The organism is Rhodobacter sp. P1_C2, assembly GCF_056406375.1.
Genome location: NZ_JBFUAG010000001.1, coordinates 353051 through 368471, shown reverse-complemented (window position 1 = coordinate 368471; position 15421 = coordinate 353051). Strand labels below are relative to the sequence as shown.

The window sequence follows — 15421 nt, the reverse complement described above, 5'->3', positions numbered from 1 at the left end:
GGACCAAGAAGAACGCCCGAAAGCGACAGACGCAAGGGGATTAAGGGGTTGAGGGCGCGGGCTGGCGGCGTTACCGATCGGCAAACGCAGGGGGGCGCCATGTCGGCCGAAAGCTATTTTCTCTACCACTCGATCGGTCAATACCCCGGCAAGGCCGCGGATCTGACGGCGGCGATGGCGGAGTTCGCCCAAAGCTGGGGCGCGCCGGACGACGGGCAATGGGCCTATGCCCTGGGCAAGCGGCAAAGGTTCATCGACCGCTGGCGCGCGATCATCGGCGCGGCGGAGGGCACGCTGACCACCTTCGAAAGCGTGACGCAAGCCTTTCACGCTCTCCTGACCGCCCTGCCGCCCGAACACCTCAAGGGCCGCAAGGTCCTGGTCGGCGCCGATTGCTTCCCCTCCAACCATTTCCTGTTGCAGGGCATGGCCGCCCGCTTCGGATTCGATCTCAAGACCGTTCCGCTGCGCCAGGGCGCCGCCCATGTCGAGGATGAGGATTTCCTGAAGGACTGGACGCCGGATGTCGGCCTCGCCCTGCTGACCTGGGTCTCTTCGACCACCTCGCACCGGATCGACCTTGCCACGATGGTGGCGCATGGTCGCCGGATGGGCAGCCTGATCGGGGTGGATATCACCCAGGGCGCGGGCCTTCTGCCCTTCGACGTGACGACGCCCGAGGTCGATTTCGCCGTCTCGACCTCGCTCAAATGGATGTGCGGCACGCCGGGCGCCGGAATCCTCTACCTTGCCCCGGGCCTGATCCCGCACTGCCAGCCCGAACTGCGCGGCTGGTTCTCTCAGGACAATCCCTTCAACTGGGACATCACCGCCTTCGCCTATGCCCCCGACATCCGCCGCTTCGACAATGGCACACCGGGCACCATGGCGGCGCTGGCCTCGCTCCCCGCGCTCGACTGGCACGCGGGCCAGGACCAGGCCGCGATCCTCGCCCACAACCGCCGGATCACCGCGCGCCTGATCGCAGCCGCCGACGAGATGGCGCTGCCCCTCCTCACCCCAAGGGCCGAAGACAAACGCGGCGGCTCGATCATGCTGCGCCTGCCCGACAGCCACCCCGCCCCGCAATTGGTCAGCGCCCTGCGCGCCATGGGCATCACCACCGACGCCCGCAGCCAGACCCTGCGCCTCTCGCCCGGCATCATGACCAGCGACGCCGGCACCGACCGCCTGATCGCCGCCCTGAGAACCCTGCTGCGCTGAACGATTTGCTCTTTGCCCAAATACTCCCGCCGGAGGCAGGCCTGAGCCGGTTGGCCGCAGGCCAGAGGCGAGAAAAAAGACGTGCGCCGCAGGCGCGCCTTTAACTCACCGCTTCCATTTGCCCGGACCCTTGCGCGCCCCGGCCGCCCGCTCGGCCGAGATCTGCATCGTGTCGCTGTTGCTCTGATCTTCCGCCAGTAGCTTCTGCCAGCGCTGCAGGCGGGCGGGGTCCAGATCGCCCGCCGCAATCGCGGCCTGGATGGCGCAGCCCGGCTCGCCCTCGTGCTTGCAGTTGCGGAACTTGCAGGTCAGCGCCAGTTCGGTCAGGTCATCGAAGAAGAGGCCGATCCCGTCGAAAGCATCGGTCAACTGCACCTCGCGCATGCCGGGCGTGTCGATCAGCCAGCCGCCGCCCGCCATCGCCACCAGATAGCGGCCCGTCGTGGTGTGGCGGCCCTTGGCGTCATCGTCGCGGATGTCCTGCACCGGGGCATTGCCGCCGGTCAGCGCATTGGCGATCGTCGTCTTGCCGACACCGGAGGAGCCGAGCAGCGCCAGCGTCTTGCCCGGCCCGCACCAGTCCGCCAAAGCCGCCCGCACGTCATCGCGCTTGGCATCCATCAGCACGACCTGCAGCCCGCGCTTGAGGCGGCGCGCCTCGGCGGCATAGCTTTCGGGGTCGGGTGCGGTATCGGCCTTGGTCAGCACCACGACCGGATCGACCCCGGCGCTGGCGGCCAGAACCAGAAACCGCTCCATCCGCGCCGCGTTGAAATCATTGTTGCAGGAGGAGACGATCAGGAGCGTGTCGAGATTGGCCGCGATCACCTGCCGCGCCACGCCACTCCCCGCCGCCTTGCGCGCGACAAGCGAATGACGGTCGAGCACCCGGAGCGCCACGCCCTCCCGCGCCAGAAGCCAGTCGCCCACCGCGACATTGGCGGTGGAAAGGCTGGTGGCGGGGATCAGGTCCAGCGCGCCAGCGGTCGTCAAAGCCTCGATCCGGGCGCGGTGGACGGCGGTGACACGGGCCGGTGTGGCATCGGCCTCTTCACCCGTCACCTGCGACTGGAACCTGTCGTTCCAGCCAAGTTCGGCCAGAAAATCAGAACTCACGGCTTTGCTTCCCGCCCTGCAACGCCCAAAGCGCGCGCGGCACCGCGGGTTCACCGCTGTCACATGTCGGGGGAGAGCGCCTGACGCTCAGATCCGTTCCGCCGCGAGGGATGCCACATCTGCCATGAGATAGATCCTCGAACAGGGGGAAGAGGGGTGAGAGGCTGACAACGACCCAAGTGGGGCTCGTTACGGCTGCTTCCTTCCGGACCTGACCGGGTTGGCGAGGCACCTGCCCGCGCCAACCTCTCATCCGGTGATATAGGGCAGATGCGGGCGGGGTGCAAGACGGCTGCGGGGGGTTCTTGTCGCGGGCCGGGGCCTCCGGCGGGGATATTTGCAGACCGATGAAGGGGGGTGCGGGGGGAGGAAAGGGAAGGCGGCGGCGCCTAGAACAGCCCGGCGAGGCGGGCGCCGCTCAGAAGATCGCCCGCGACATGATGCGCCCAGCGCCGGGTCGAGGGAATCACATCCGGCACCTGGACCACGACGCAGCCGGCGCGGTGGGCGGCCTCGGCCCCGGTCTCGCTGTCTTCGAAGACGAGGCAGCGGGCGGGGTCGACGCCCAGGAGGCGGGCGGCCAGAAGATAGGGCTCGGGGTCGGGCTTGGGGCGGGTCACGTCATCCACGGTGACCACGGTGGCGAAAGACGGGGTGAGACCCGCAATCTCGATCTTGCGCAGCGCCTCGCTGCGGCCGGAGGAGGTGACGACGGCGCGGTGCAGATGATCGGGCGCGGTGGCGAGCAGTTCCAGCGTGCCGGGCTTCAGGGGCAGGCCGTTTTCGACACCCGCGTTGAAGCCCGCGCCCCAGTGACGGTGCAGGGCGGGCAGGTCGATGTCGGGCAGGTGGCGGCGGATGATCTGCGCGGCGGTCGGCTGATCCACCCCGATCAGACGGTGCATGAAATCATCCTCGACCGGAAAGCCCACCGCGGCAAAGGCGGCAAGGCCCGAGGCCAGCGCGAGGCTTTCGGTGTCAATCAGCGTGCCGTCGAGGTCAAAAAGCAAGGCGTCGTACATCGGGGGCTCCCCTTGGGTCGCCAGAGCCATATCCCATTCCAGATGCAGACGAAAGCGGTGCCATCCCGTGGGCGCGACGGCAGGCGGATCGGCCGGCAGCGCGGCGCCCGCCCGCACACCGGATTTTGATGGCGATGCGGCCGTCTTGCCCGCCAAGGGGCCAAATCCCGCGCAAGCGCCATTTGCCCTTTGCCCCGGCGCATGGCATCAAGAGCCAAAATCGGGGGCGTCATGCAGCTTGCGGAGACGGTGACTTTCGGCGGTTCAGGGCTGGACCGGGCGGCGCATTTGCGTGGCGATGTGACGGCACAGGCCGAGCTTTGGCAGCGGGCCAAGGTCCTGGCGCTGTGGCGCGGCCGCCCGCTGATCGCGGCGGGCCAAAGGATCGTCTGGCTCGACCCCGACACGCCCCTCGCCGGGCACCGCGCCACGGCGATCTTCCTTGGCCTTTCCGACGGCGAGCCGGTCTTTGCGCAGGATGTCTCCGCCTGGGAGCCGAAGGCGGTGATCGACGGGGCGAAAAACTCATTCGACACCCAGGTCCAGCACCATCCCGACCTGCCACCCGACCAGGGCTTTCACGAATTGCGCGCCGTCATGGCGCAACTGTCGCCCCGCGATGCCGAGCTTTGCGCCACCGCCCGCGCGCTGATCGAATGGCACCTGAGCCACGGCTTCTGTTCCAACTGCGGCGCGCGGTCCGACATGAGCGAGGCCGGCTGGCAGCGCCGCTGTCCGACCTGCGGCCGCTCGCATTTCCCGCGCACCGACCCGGTGGTGATCATGCTGATCACCCATGGCAACCGCCTGCTTCTGGGCCGCAGCCCGGCCTGGCCCGAGGGGATGTATTCCCTCCTCGCCGGTTTCATCGAGCCGGGCGAGACGATCGAGGCCGCCGTCCGCCGCGAGGTCTTTGAAGAATCGGGCATCCGGGTCGGGCAGGTCGATTACCTTGCCAGCCAACCCTGGCCCTTCCCCGCCTCGCTGATGATGGGCTGCCGCGGCGTGGCGCTGAGCGAGGAGATCACGCTCGACCCCGTTGAATTGCAGGATGCCCGCTGGGTCAGCCGCGAGGAGCTTTTGACCGCTTTCGCCGGAAGCCATCCGCTGATCAAACCGGCGCGCAAGGGTTCGATCGCGCAGTTCATCATGTCGCACTGGCTGGCCGATACGCTGGCGTGACGCCCGCCGCCCCATGCCGGAAGCCGCCGCAGACTTCACCAGTTTGCCCACCACTCCGGCACAGGGTGGCGCCCGCGCAATTCCGGCTGCTTTTTCCGCAGCTTCCGTCTTGCGAAAGCCATTTTTTGCAGAGAAAGTCCCGGCCTGCGGCAGGTTGAGGGAGACGGCATGAAACTGGCGGCGAAATATGATGTCGATGCCCCGGTGGATTTTGTCTTCCGCGAGCTGATGGATTTCGACGCCTGGGAACGCATGGCCATTCGCCGCGGCGCCGAGGTGGTGCGCAGCGACACGCTGGCGACGCCCGGGGCCGGGATGGAATGGCTGGCCAATTTCACCTACCGCGGCAAACCGCGCAGCGCGAAGATCCGGCTGGAGACTTTGACCAAAGACTCGCTTCTGGGCCTGAAACTGCGCTCCAGCCTCGTCGATGTCGACATGGCGATCGAGCTTCTGGACCTTGCCGTCGCCCGCACCCGCATCACCGTGCGGTCGGAGGTCAAGCCCAAGACCATCGCGGCGCGAATCTATCTGCAGACCCTGCGGCTGGCCCGCAAGAAGGTCGATGCGGCCTATGCCCAGCGCATCGCCCAGCTGGCGGTCGAGATGGAAGACCGCTACCGCCGCCCGGCCCTGCGCTAGGCCTCAGTCGCGGCGGCGGTCGGCCGGGTAGACGCCCAGAATCTGCAGATGCGTGGTGAAATATTCCAACTCTTCCAGCGCGCGCTTCACCGGCGCGTCCTCGGGGTGGCCCTCGATATCGGCGTAGAACTCGGTCGCGGTGAAGCTGCCGCCGATCATGTAGCTTTCCAGCTTGGTCATGTTGATGCCATTGGTGGCAAAGCCGCCCATCGCCTTGTAGAGCGCCGCCGGAATGTTGCGGACCCGGAAGATGAAGGAGGTGATCATGTGATCGGCCCGGCGGCTTTGATCGGGCTCGCGCGCCATCAGAAGGAAGCGGGTCGTGTTGTTGGCATTGTCCTCGATATGGCGGGCCAGAACCTCCAGCCCGTAGATCTGCGCGGCAAGCTCGCTGGCCAGCGCGGCGCGGGTCTTGTCACCGGCCTCGGCCACCTCACGCGCGGCGCGGGCATTGTCGGAACTGACCTTGCCCTTGATCTTGTGGTTGCGCAGGAAAGTCGCGCATTGCGGCAGGATCACCACATGGCCATGCGCCTCGGTCACGTCTTCCACCTTTGCGCCCGGCACGCCCAGCAGGTTGACATGGACCCGCACGAAAGCCTCGTCCACGATATGCAGGCCCGAACGCGGCAGGAGCGAATGCACATCGGCCACCCGCCCATAGGTCGAGTTCTCGACCGCCAGCATGCCCATGTCGACCTCGCCATTGCGAGTCATCTCCACGACATCCTCGAAGGTGGTGCAGGGCACCGGAATGCAGCCGGGCCGGGCCTGCTCGCAGGCCTGGTGCGAATAGGCGCCAAGTTCGCCCTGAAAGGCGATCCGCGGGGGCATGCCCGAAGGGGTGCTCGCATACGCGCTCGGATTCTGGGGCATTTTGGGCAACTCCGGCAAAAAACGCGCCGCTCGCGGCACTTCGCGGCGCTACTACACCTTGCACCCTGCGGGGGGAAGCGGGTAGATAACGCGCAAAGCCAAGGGCCAGCGGAAGGTGCTGCATGTTCGACACGATGACCACGACCAAGATTGTTGGCGGCGTTTGCGGAACGCTGCTGTTCTTCCTGTTCGGGAATTGGGCGGCTGAATCGCTCTATGGCTTCGGCGAAGAGCCGCATGGCGAAGAGCGCACCTACGCCTATGCCATCGCGGTGGACGGTGCAGCGGAAGCGGCCACGACTGAAGCGGCGGCCGATCCGGCCTATGCCGATGTCGCCAAGACCGCCGATGCCGCCGCGGGCGAGAAGATCTTCGGCAAGTGCAAATCCTGCCACTCGGTCGAGGGCAAGAACATGACCGGCCCGCATCTGAACGGTGTGGTCGGCCGCAACCACGCCTCGGTGCCGGATTTCAAGTATTCCGACGCGATGGCCGCCAAATCGGCCGAGGTCTGGACCCCGGAACTGATCTACGAATTCATCAAGAACCCGAAGAACGCGATGCCCGGCACCAAGATGGGCTTTGCCGGCCTGCCCAGCCCGCAAGACCGCGCCAACGTGATCGCCTATCTTGAGACGATGAAGTAATCGGACCTTCAAGCTTTACGAAAAGGCCGCCCCTTCCGGGCGGCCTTTTTGTTTGCCGGGCTTTTTGCGACCTCACGCAAGCTTTTGGCGCCTCACGCAGAGCCTCACGCATTCGCAACTTGTGAAGCGGCGCTTTTCCGTTTTAGCTAAAGCCGGTAGTGGCCAGAGGGGTCGCAAAGCAGGAGGATCGCGCATGGTCAGAAGATCAGCCGTCGCAGCAAAGGCGCTGGACCGCACCACGGCAGACCGCAGCTTGCGGACCGCGGGTGCCCTGGGCCTCGCCATTCTGGCGCTGGCGGCCTTTTCCCATGTCGCGCGCGCCGAGGACCAGAAGGTCATCTCCAGCCACGGCATCTCGACCTTCGGCGATCTGAAATACGGGCCGAATTTCACGCCTGATTATGTCAACGTCAATGCGCCCAAGGGCGGCGAGATTTCGGAATGGGCCCCGGGCTCTTTCGATTCGATGAACCCCTATACCGTCAAGGGCAGCTCTGCCGCCGGGGCCTCGATGCTGTATGAAAGCATCCTGACCGGCACCGCGGACGAGATCGGCGCCGCTTACTGCCTGATGTGCACCACGATGGACTACCCCGAGGACCGCTCCTGGGTGACCTTCCATCTGCGCGATGACATCAAATTCTCGGACGGCACGCCGCTGACCGCCGATGATGTCGTCTTCAGCTATGACATCTTCTCGACCAAGGGCCTGTCCGACTTCCGCACCATCTTCAACACCGAGATCGAGAAGGTCGAGGCGCTGGCCCCCCATACCGTCAAATTCACCTTCAAGACCGGCATCACCACCCGCGACCTGCCCGCCAAGGTCGGCGGCTTGCCGATCTTCTCCAAGGCCGATTACGAGGCCAACAAGCGCGATCTGGAAGACAGCAGCCTGAAACCCTTTGTCGGCTCCGCCCCCTATGTGCTGGACCATTTCGTGGCGGGCCAGACCGTGGTCTACAAGCGCAACCCGGATTATTGGGGTGAAAAGCTGCCGATCAACCTTGGCCAGAACAATTTCGACAAGATCCGGATCGAGTATTTCGCCGATCCCAATGCGGCTTTTGAGGGCTTCAAAGGCGGAGCCTATACCTTCCGCTCCGAGAATTCCTCGAAATCCTGGGCCACCTCTTATGACTTCCCGCTGGTCAAAAACGGTCAGATCGTGAAGGTCGAATTGCCCAATGGCACCAAGGCCCCGGGGCAAGGTTTCATCTTCAACCTGCGCCGCGACAAGTTCCAAGACCCCCGCGTGCGCGAGGCGATTGGCCTGATGTTCAACTTTGAATGGTCGAACAAGACGCTGTTCTACGGGCTTTACACGCGGATCAACTCGATCTGGGAAAACTCTTACCTCGCAGCCTCTGGCCCGCCCTCGCCCGAAGAGGTGGCCCTGCTGCAGCCCCTCGTCGATGCCGGGTTGGAGCCCGCCTCGATCCTGACCGACCCGCCGATCGCGGCCCCGGTATCGGGTGACACGCAGCTGGACCGCAAGAACCTGCGCAAGGCCTCGAAGCTTCTGGACGACGCCGGCTGGAAGGTCGGCGACGACGGTATGCGCCGCAATGACAAGGGCGAGGTGCTGAAGGTCGAATTCCTTAACTCCGATCAGTCTTTTGACCGGGTGATCACGCCCTATGTCGAAAACCTGAAGGCGCTTGGCATCGACGCCTCGATGACCACGCCGGATTCCGCGCAATATGACCAGCGGATCAACCCGCCCAGTTTCGACTTTGACATCATCACCGGCCATGCCACCGCCGATATGGAACTGGGCGACGACCTCAAGCAGACCTATTCCTCGTCGACGGCTGACAATTCCAGCTACAACATCATGGGCCTGAAATCTCCCGCCGTGGACAAGCTTCTGGAGGTCGCCACCGCCTCCAAGACCAAGGCGCAGATGATCGTCGATGCCAAGGCCTTGGACCGGGTTCTTCTGGCCGAAAGGTTCTGGGTTCCGCAGTGGTACAAGAACACCTATACGCTGGCCTACTACGACATGTTCGGCCACCCGGACGCACTGCCGCCCTATGCTTTGGGCGAGACGAGTTTCTGGTGGTATGACGCGGACAAGGCGGCCAAGCTGAAGGCCGCAGGCGTCCTGCACTGAAAGGCGCGTGCCCCCGATGGGAGCCTATATCTTACGACGACTGTTGCTGGTGATCCCGACCCTTCTGGGGATCATGATCGTCAACTTCACCCTGACCCAATTCGTCCCCGGCGGCCCGATCGAACAGATCGCGGCCAAGGTGCAGGACGACCAGACCGCCACCGACAAGCTGGGCGGCACCGGCGCCGATGCCGGGCAAAGCAACGGCGGCAAGAAGATCGGCCAGTCCCAGGCGAGCGATGGCAGCTATATCGGCGCCCGCGGCCTGCCGCCCGAGTTCGTGGCCCAGCTGGAGGTCGAGTTCGGCTTTTCCCGCATCGTCTGCGATCCCGGCTTCACCGGCACGCCCAGCCTGAAAGACCCCGCCTGCCACAAGGAGAAGATCCCCGGCTGGCAGCGGTTCTTCATCATGATGGGCAAATACCTGCGCTTCGATTTCGGCGACAGCTACTTCCGCTCGACCTCGGTCGTGGGGCTGATCGCCGAAAAGCTGCCGGTCTCGATCACGCTCGGTCTGTGGAGCACGCTTCTGGCCTATCTGATCTCGATCCCGCTCGGCATCCGCAAGGCGGTGCGCGACGGGTCGAGCTTCGATGTCTGGACCTCCTCCGTCATCATCGGGGCCTATTCGATCCCGACGCTTCTGTTCGCGCTGCTGCTGCTTGAACTGTTCGCGGGCGGCAGTTTCCTCAGGATCTTTCCCTTGCGCGGCCTGCATTCCGACAATTGGGAAAGCTTGAGCCTCTGGGGCAAGACGGTGGATTACCTCTGGCACATCACCCTGCCGGTGACGGCGCAGCTTCTGTCCAGTTTCACCACGCTGACCCTGCTGACCAAGAACAGCTTCCTTGACGAGATCCGCAAGCAATATGTCATCACCGCCCGCGCCAAGGGCCTGTCGGAAACCCGGGTGCTTTACGGCCATGTCTTCCGCAACGCGATGCTGATCGTGATCTCGGGCTTTCCGGCCCTGCTGATCGGGATTTTCTTCGGGTCCTCGCTCTTCATCGAGCGGGTGTTTACACTGGACGGCCTCGGCCAGCTGATGTTCAACGCCGCGGTGGCGCGGGATTATCCGATCGTCTTCGGGACGCTTTACGCCTTTGGCCTGGTCGGGCTGGTCATCGGCATCATCTCGGACCTGACCTATATGCTGATCGACCCCCGGATCGACTTCTCGAGGCGCGACTAGCATGGAAACCACCGATAAACCGGTCAAAAAACCGGCCGAAATGCCGCGCGCCGCGCAGTCGCTGAACCGGCGGCGCTGGAACAATTTCCGCGCCAACAAGCGGGCCTATTGGTCGCTGGTGATCTTCGTCATCCTCTATGGCCTGTCGCTCGGGGCCGAGCTTCTGGCCAATGACCACCCGCTTCTGGTCCGCTACAAGGGCGAGATCCGCGCCCCCTTCCTGCATTTCTACTCCGAGGCCGATTTCGGCGGCGACTTCCGCACCGAGGCGAATTACCAGGACCCGACCGTGCAATGCCTGATCCGCAGCGGCGGGGTCGATACCTGTTTCGACACGCCCGAGGAGGTGCTGACCCAGATCGACGCCGGCACCTTCCAGGCGGAGGGGTTCGACAAGGGTTGGATCCTCTGGCCGCCGATCCCCTACAGCTACAACACGATCAACAATGTCGGCGGCACGGCGCCTTCCAAACCCGATGCCAAACACTGGCTTGGCACCGATGACACGGCGCGCGATGTGCTGGCGCGGGTGATCTACGGCTTCCGGCTTTCGGTCAGCTTCGGCCTCATCGTCTCGGCGCTCTCCTCCATCGTCGGCATCGCGGCGGGGGCGGTGCAGGGCTATTTCGGCGGCATGATCGACCTGATCTTCCAGCGCGTGATCGAGATCTGGTCGGCGATCCCGATGCTTTACGTCATCATCATCATCGGCGCGATGTTCAAGATGGACTTCATCCTGCTTCTGATCCTGATGGTGGCCTTCGGCTGGATGGGGCTGGTGGGTCTGGTCCGGGCCGAGTTCCTGCGCGTGCGCAATTTCGAATATGTCCGCGCCGCCAAGGCGCTTGGCGTGTCGGATGCGAAGATCATGGTCCGCCATCTTCTGCCCAATGCCACCATATCGACCACTACGATGATGCCCTTCGTCGTCACCGGCGCCATCGGCTCGCTCACCGGGCTCGACTACCTCGGCTTCGGCCTGCCGCCGTCCTACCCCTCGCTGGGCGAGATGGCCCGGCAGGCGCAGCAGAACCTCGATTCCTATCACCTGACCTTCACGGCCTTCTTCGCCTCGGCGCTGATGCTGTGTCTGTTGATCTTCATCTTCGAAGGCGTCCGCGATGCCTTCGACCCGCGAAAGACCTTCCGATGAGCCTTTTGCAGGTCAAGGACCTGAACATCCGCTTCCGACAGGACGGCAGCCTGCTTCATGCCGTCAAGAACGTCTCCTTCACGCTGGAAAAGGGCGAGACCTTGGCGCTGGTGGGCGAAAGCGGCTCGGGCAAGTCGGTGACGGCGCTGTCGACGGTGGGGCTTTTGGGCGACAACGCCGAGGTTTCGGGTTCGGTCCTGTACAAGGACGGCCAGATGATCGGCGCGTCGGATGCCGCCCTGCGCAAGGTGCGCGGCAACGACATCAGCTTCATCTTTCAGGAGCCGATGACCTCGCTCAACCCGCTCCACACGATCGAGGATCAAATCACCGAGAGCCTCTCTCTCCATCAGGGCCTGTCCGGCGCCCCGGCCCGCGCCCGGGTGCTGGAACTGCTGGAAAAGGTCGGCATCCGCGATGCGGCGACAAGGATGATCTCTTATCCGCACCAGCTCTCGGGCGGGCAGCGCCAGCGCGTGATGATCGCGATGGCGCTGGCCAATGGCCCCGACCTGCTGATCGCCGATGAACCGACAACCGCACTGGATGTGACCATTCAGGCCCAGATCCTCGACCTTCTGGCCGATCTGAAACGGACCGAAGGCCTCAGCCTTCTCTTCATCACTCACGACCTCAACATCGTGCGGCGCATCGCCGACCGGGTCTGCGTCATGCAGGGCGGCGCGATTGTCGAACAGGGCCGGACGGCCGAGATCTTCGCCAATCCGCAGCATCCCTATACCCAGAAACTGCTGGCCGCCCATGCCACGGGCCAGCCCGACCCGGTGCCGCAAGGCGCGGCCGAGGTGCTGCGGACGCAAGACCTGCGCGTCTGGTTCCCGATCACCAAGGGCCTGATGCGCCGCGTCGTGGGCCATGTGCAGGCGGTCAACGCCGCCAGCATCTCGGTCCGCGCCGGGGAGACGCTGGGCATCGTCGGCGAAAGCGGCTCCGGCAAGACCACGCTGGCGCTGGCGATCCTGCGGCTGATCGCCTCCAAGGGCAGCATCCAGCTCGACGGCAAGGAGATCTCGCACCTTTCCACCCACGCGATGCGGCCCCTGCGCCGTGACATGCAGGTGGTGTTCCAGGACCCTTTCGGCAGCCTGTCGCCCCGGATGACCGCCGAGGCGATCATCGCCGAGGGCCTGGGCGTCCACGGGCTGGAACCGGGCCGCAACCGCCGCGACATGGTGGGCGAGATCATGGCCGAAGTGGGCCTCGACCCGGCCACGATGCACCGCTATCCGCATGAATTCTCCGGCGGGCAGAAACAGCGCATCGCCATCGCCCGCGCGATGATCCTGCGGCCAAGGCTGGTGGTGCTGGACGAGCCGACCTCGGCCCTGGACATGACGGTGCAGGTGCAGATCGTCGATCTGTTGCGCGAGCTGCAGCGACGGCACGGGCTGGCCTATGTCTTCATCTCCCACGACCTGCGCGTCGTGCGCGCCCTGTCCCACAAGGTCATGGTGATGCGCGCCGGCGACGTGGTCGAGGCGGGACCCTCGGAAAGTCTCTTCGCAAACCCGCAGCAAGACTATACCAAGGCGCTGCTCGCAGCCGCTTTTGGTAGTTCCTGATGAAGATCCTGTTCGTCCACCAGAATTTCCCCGGCCAGTTCCTTTACCTCGCCCCCGAGCTGCGCAAGCGCGGCCATGATTGCCTGGCGCTGACCGATCTCGCCAATACCCGCGAAACCACGATCCCGGTGCTGAAATACAAGCACGAGGCGCAACCGATCGACCCGCCCGCCGCCCGGCTGGGCCGCAACTACATCCAGATGAGCGACCGTGGCGTCACCGTCGCCCGCGCCTGCCTGCAACTGCGCCAGCAGCGCGGCTATATCCCGGATGTGATCTTCGGCCATTCCGGCTGGGGCGAGACGCTGTTCCTCAAAGAGGTCTGGCCCGAGGCGAAACTGCTGACCTATGCCGAGTTCTACTACAAGGGCCGCGGCGCCGATGTCGGCTTTGACACCGAATTTGCCCAGCCCAACTTCGACCAGGTGATGATCGCGCAGGGCCGCGCCAGCCACCTGGGCCAGGCGCTTCTGCATTCCGATGCGGGCCTTTCCCCCACCGAATGGCAGGCCTCGACCTATCCGCCCGCGCTGCGCCGGATGATCGAGGTCATCCATGACGGCGTGAACACCGATGTCATGCGCCCCAACCCCGAGGCCCGCTTTGCCCTGCCCGATGGCCGCAGCCTCAAACCGGGGGACGAGGTGCTGACCTTCGTCAACCGCAACCTCGAACCCTATCGCGGCTACCACATCTTCATGCGCGCCCTGCCCGCGGTCCTGAAAGCCCGGCCCGAGGCGCAGGTCGTCATCGTCGGCGGCGATGAGGTCAGCTACGGCGCCGCCCCCAAGGATGCCAAGGGCTGGAAGGAAAAGATCCTGTCAGAGGTCCGCGACCAGCTCGACCTCTCCCGCGTGCATTTCATGGGCAAGGTGCCCTATGACCAGTTCGTGGCGCTGATGCAGGTCTCCCGCGCGCATGCCTACCTGACCTACCCTTTCGTCCTGTCCTGGTCGATGATCGAGGCGATGAGCGCCGGCGCCCATGTGATCGGCTCTGCCACCGCCCCGGTGCAGGACGTGCTGGTGGACGGCGTCAACGGCTCGCTGGTGGATTTCTTCGATGTGCCGGGGTGGAGCGCCAAGCTGACCGAGGCCTTGGCCCAGCCTGAAAAGTTCCTGCCCCATCGCGCCGCCGCCCGCCAGACCGCGCTCGACCGCTACGACCAGCGCATCCTCCTGCCGCGGATGATCGACTTTGTGGAGCGTCACGGCCCGAAAGCCTGACCTCGCCCTTGCCCTCTGCCCAAATACTCCCGCCGGAGGCCCCGGGCTGGCGTGGGCGTGCCGCTCAGATCGCCGCCGAATGCTGCGCCTTGCCCTGCGGGTCATAGGCGTCAAAACCGCGCGCGATCATCCGCGTCAGGGGCCGTCCCTGCGGCAGGATGGTCAGATGATCGGCATCCAGCGTCACCACCCCGTCGAAATCCTGCGCCACCCGTTCCAGCATCGCGGCCACGATGACGCTGTCGATGCCAAAGCCCGCCAGTTCCGCCCGGCTGACCCGGAAATCGCACATCAAGGCCTCGATGATCCGGGCGCGCAACCGGTCCTCGCCGGTGAAGACATGGCCGCGGTGGGTCGAGAAATGCCCGCCGCGGATCGCTTGCGTATGATCCGAGGTGCCCGAGGCATTCTGCGCATAGCCCTGCGGAAACCGCGAGATCGAGGAGGCGCCCAGCCCCACCAGCGTCGGCGCGGTGTCGTCGGTATAGCCCTGGAAATTCCGCCGCAGATGCCCGCTGCGCGCCGCGACCGCCAAGCCGTCCGCCGGCCGGGCGAAATGGTCGATGCCGATCTCGTCATAACCATCGGCCACGAACAATTCGCGCGCGACCTCGTAAAGGTCCAGCCGCTCTGCCGGGGTCGGCATCGCATCCGAGGGGATCATCTGCTGCCGCCGACTCATCCACGGCACATGGGCATAGCCGTACAAGGCCACCCGGTCGGGCGAGAAGCTGAGGAGCTTCTGCACCGAATCCGCAATCCGCGCCGCGTTCTGATGCGGCAGGCCGAAGAGGATGTCGGCGTTCAGGCTCTGGATGCCGCGGGCGCGGATCATCGCCACCACGTCGCGGGTCAGCTCGAAGCTTTGCTCGCGCCCGATGGTCTTCTGGATCAAGGGGTCAAAGTCCTGCACCCCGATAGAGGCGCGGTTCATCCCCGCCGCGGTCAGCGCGTCCAGCCGGGCCTCATCCACCTCGTTCGGGTCGATCTCGACCGAGAACTCCGCCCCCGGCGCCAGCGGCGCCACCGCCAGGATTGCATGCGCCAGATCGCGAATCATCTCTGGCGCGAGCAGGGTCGGCGTCCCGCCCCCCCAGTGCAGACGCGACAAAGTGACACCTTCGGGCAGATGCCGCGCCAGAAGCGCGATCTCGGCCCGCAACATTTTCGCATAGGCCACCACCGGCCCGTCCGAGGTGGTGCCCTGGGTGCGACAGGCGCAAAACCAGCACAATCTTCGGCAAAACGGCACATGGAGGTACAAGGAAATCGAAGAACCGGGCGCAATTGACGCGATCCACTGCGCGAAAAGCTCGGGCCCGACCCCTCCGGCGAACTGCGGCGCGGTGGGGTAGGACGTGTAGCGCGGCACACGTGCGTCGAAAAGCCCGAAGCGGGCGAGTTGCGAATGAGTGTTCATGGCGCTACGCTGCGGCATGGTT

The 15421-nt window shown here is 65.1% G+C and carries 13 protein-coding genes and 1 other RNA gene; 9 read left to right on the top strand and 5 right to left on the bottom strand.

The window, feature by feature from the left end; all coding sequences use genetic code 11:
- The first annotated feature begins 99 nt into the window (after window positions 1-99).
- A complete protein-coding gene (locus AC1DZT_RS01795) occupies window positions 100-1224 on the top strand; it encodes an aminotransferase class V-fold PLP-dependent enzyme (RefSeq protein WP_478004871.1) in 1125 nt (374 codons plus the stop codon).
- A 105-nt stretch (window positions 1225-1329) separates the two neighbouring features.
- On the opposite strand, the gene rsgA is transcribed toward AC1DZT_RS01795, so the two are convergent.
- The 3 genes from rsgA to AC1DZT_RS01780 all read right to left on the bottom strand — a co-directional run bounded on the left by rsgA (window position 1330) and on the right by AC1DZT_RS01780 (window position 3362).
- A complete protein-coding gene (gene rsgA, locus AC1DZT_RS01790; protein ID WP_478004870.1) occupies window positions 1330-2340 on the bottom strand; it encodes a ribosome small subunit-dependent GTPase A in 1011 nt (336 codons plus the stop codon).
- A gap of 154 nt (window positions 2341-2494) precedes the next feature.
- Window positions 2495-2592, bottom strand: an RNA gene (ffs, locus tag AC1DZT_RS01785) — signal recognition particle sRNA small type.
- Between the two features lie 137 nt (window positions 2593-2729).
- Window positions 2730-3362, bottom strand: coding sequence for an HAD family hydrolase (locus tag AC1DZT_RS01780; RefSeq protein WP_478004869.1), 633 nt, complete (start codon window positions 3360-3362; stop codon window positions 2730-2732).
- A 231-nt stretch (window positions 3363-3593) separates the two neighbouring features.
- Here AC1DZT_RS01780 and nudC point away from each other — a divergent pair, with 231 nt between their 5' ends.
- Together nudC and AC1DZT_RS01770 are read left to right on the top strand one after the other, a co-directional pair.
- A complete protein-coding gene (gene nudC / locus AC1DZT_RS01775; RefSeq protein WP_478004868.1) occupies window positions 3594-4544 on the top strand; it encodes an NAD(+) diphosphatase in 951 nt (316 codons plus the stop codon).
- Between the two features lie 168 nt (window positions 4545-4712).
- Window positions 4713-5186 (top strand): SRPBCC family protein, encoded by a 474-nt coding sequence (locus tag AC1DZT_RS01770; protein ID WP_478004867.1) that lies wholly within the window; start codon window positions 4713-4715, stop codon window positions 5184-5186.
- Between the two features lie 3 nt (window positions 5187-5189).
- Here AC1DZT_RS01770 and AC1DZT_RS01765 read toward each other — a convergent pair whose 3' ends face one another.
- Window positions 5190-6020, bottom strand: coding sequence for a prephenate dehydratase (locus tag AC1DZT_RS01765; RefSeq protein WP_478004866.1), 831 nt, complete (start codon window positions 6018-6020; stop codon window positions 5190-5192).
- Between the two features lie 164 nt (window positions 6021-6184).
- On the opposite strand from AC1DZT_RS01765, the gene AC1DZT_RS01760 reads away from it, so the two are divergent.
- From AC1DZT_RS01760 to AC1DZT_RS01735, 6 genes are all read left to right on the top strand, one after another.
- Complete coding sequence (locus tag AC1DZT_RS01760) at window positions 6185-6709, top strand: c-type cytochrome (protein WP_478004865.1); 525 nt, start codon at window positions 6185-6187, stop codon at window positions 6707-6709.
- Between the two features lie 193 nt (window positions 6710-6902).
- Window positions 6903-8825 carry an extracellular solute-binding protein gene (locus AC1DZT_RS01755; RefSeq protein ID WP_478004864.1) on the top strand — a complete coding sequence of 641 codons (1923 nt, stop codon included), beginning with the start codon at window positions 6903-6905 and terminating at the stop codon, window positions 8823-8825.
- A 16-nt stretch (window positions 8826-8841) separates the two neighbouring features.
- Complete coding sequence (locus tag AC1DZT_RS01750; protein WP_478004863.1) at window positions 8842-10017, top strand: microcin C ABC transporter permease YejB; 1176 nt, start codon at window positions 8842-8844, stop codon at window positions 10015-10017.
- 1 nt (window position 10018) lies between these two features.
- Complete coding sequence (locus AC1DZT_RS01745; RefSeq protein ID WP_478004862.1) at window positions 10019-11170, top strand: ABC transporter permease; 1152 nt, start codon at window positions 10019-10021, stop codon at window positions 11168-11170.
- Entirely contained in the window at window positions 11167-12753 is a 1587-nt protein-coding gene (locus tag AC1DZT_RS01740) for an ABC transporter ATP-binding protein (RefSeq protein ID WP_478004861.1), read from the top strand. The genes AC1DZT_RS01745 and AC1DZT_RS01740 overlap by 4 nt, the downstream gene beginning before the upstream one ends.
- Complete coding sequence (locus AC1DZT_RS01735) at window positions 12753-13979, top strand: glycosyltransferase (protein ID WP_478004860.1); 1227 nt, start codon at window positions 12753-12755, stop codon at window positions 13977-13979. Before AC1DZT_RS01740 ends, AC1DZT_RS01735 begins: the two co-directional genes overlap by 1 nt.
- A gap of 64 nt (window positions 13980-14043) precedes the next feature.
- Here AC1DZT_RS01735 and hemN read toward each other — a convergent pair whose 3' ends face one another.
- On the bottom strand, window positions 14044-15399 hold the full coding sequence (gene hemN / locus AC1DZT_RS01730; RefSeq protein ID WP_478005077.1) for an oxygen-independent coproporphyrinogen III oxidase: 1356 nt from the start codon (window positions 15397-15399) through the stop codon (window positions 14044-14046).
- Window positions 15400-15421: the final 22 nt, after the last annotated feature.

Coding starts and splice junctions, on each gene's coding strand:
- AC1DZT_RS01770 (WP_478004867.1), top strand. CDS start 4,713: ATGAAACTGGCGGCGAAATATGATGTCGATGCCCCGGTGGATTTTGTC.
- AC1DZT_RS01740 (WP_478004861.1), top strand. CDS start 11,167: ATGAGCCTTTTGCAGGTCAAGGACCTGAACATCCGCTTCCGACAGGAC.
- AC1DZT_RS01765 (WP_478004866.1), bottom strand. CDS start 6,020: ATGCCCCCGCGGATCGCCTTTCAGGGCGAACTTGGCGCCTATTCGCAC.
- AC1DZT_RS01795 (WP_478004871.1), top strand. CDS start 100: ATGTCGGCCGAAAGCTATTTTCTCTACCACTCGATCGGTCAATACCCC.
- AC1DZT_RS01745 (WP_478004862.1), top strand. CDS start 10,019: ATGGAAACCACCGATAAACCGGTCAAAAAACCGGCCGAAATGCCGCGC.
- AC1DZT_RS01755 (WP_478004864.1), top strand. CDS start 6,903: ATGGTCAGAAGATCAGCCGTCGCAGCAAAGGCGCTGGACCGCACCACG.
- hemN (WP_478005077.1), bottom strand. CDS start 15,399: ATGAACACTCATTCGCAACTCGCCCGCTTCGGGCTTTTCGACGCACGT.
- AC1DZT_RS01735 (WP_478004860.1), top strand. CDS start 12,753: ATGAAGATCCTGTTCGTCCACCAGAATTTCCCCGGCCAGTTCCTTTAC.
- nudC (WP_478004868.1), top strand. CDS start 3,594: ATGCAGCTTGCGGAGACGGTGACTTTCGGCGGTTCAGGGCTGGACCGG.
- AC1DZT_RS01780 (WP_478004869.1), bottom strand. CDS start 3,362: ATGTACGACGCCTTGCTTTTTGACCTCGACGGCACGCTGATTGACACC.
- AC1DZT_RS01750 (WP_478004863.1), top strand. CDS start 8,842: ATGGGAGCCTATATCTTACGACGACTGTTGCTGGTGATCCCGACCCTT.
- AC1DZT_RS01760 (WP_478004865.1), top strand. CDS start 6,185: ATGTTCGACACGATGACCACGACCAAGATTGTTGGCGGCGTTTGCGGA.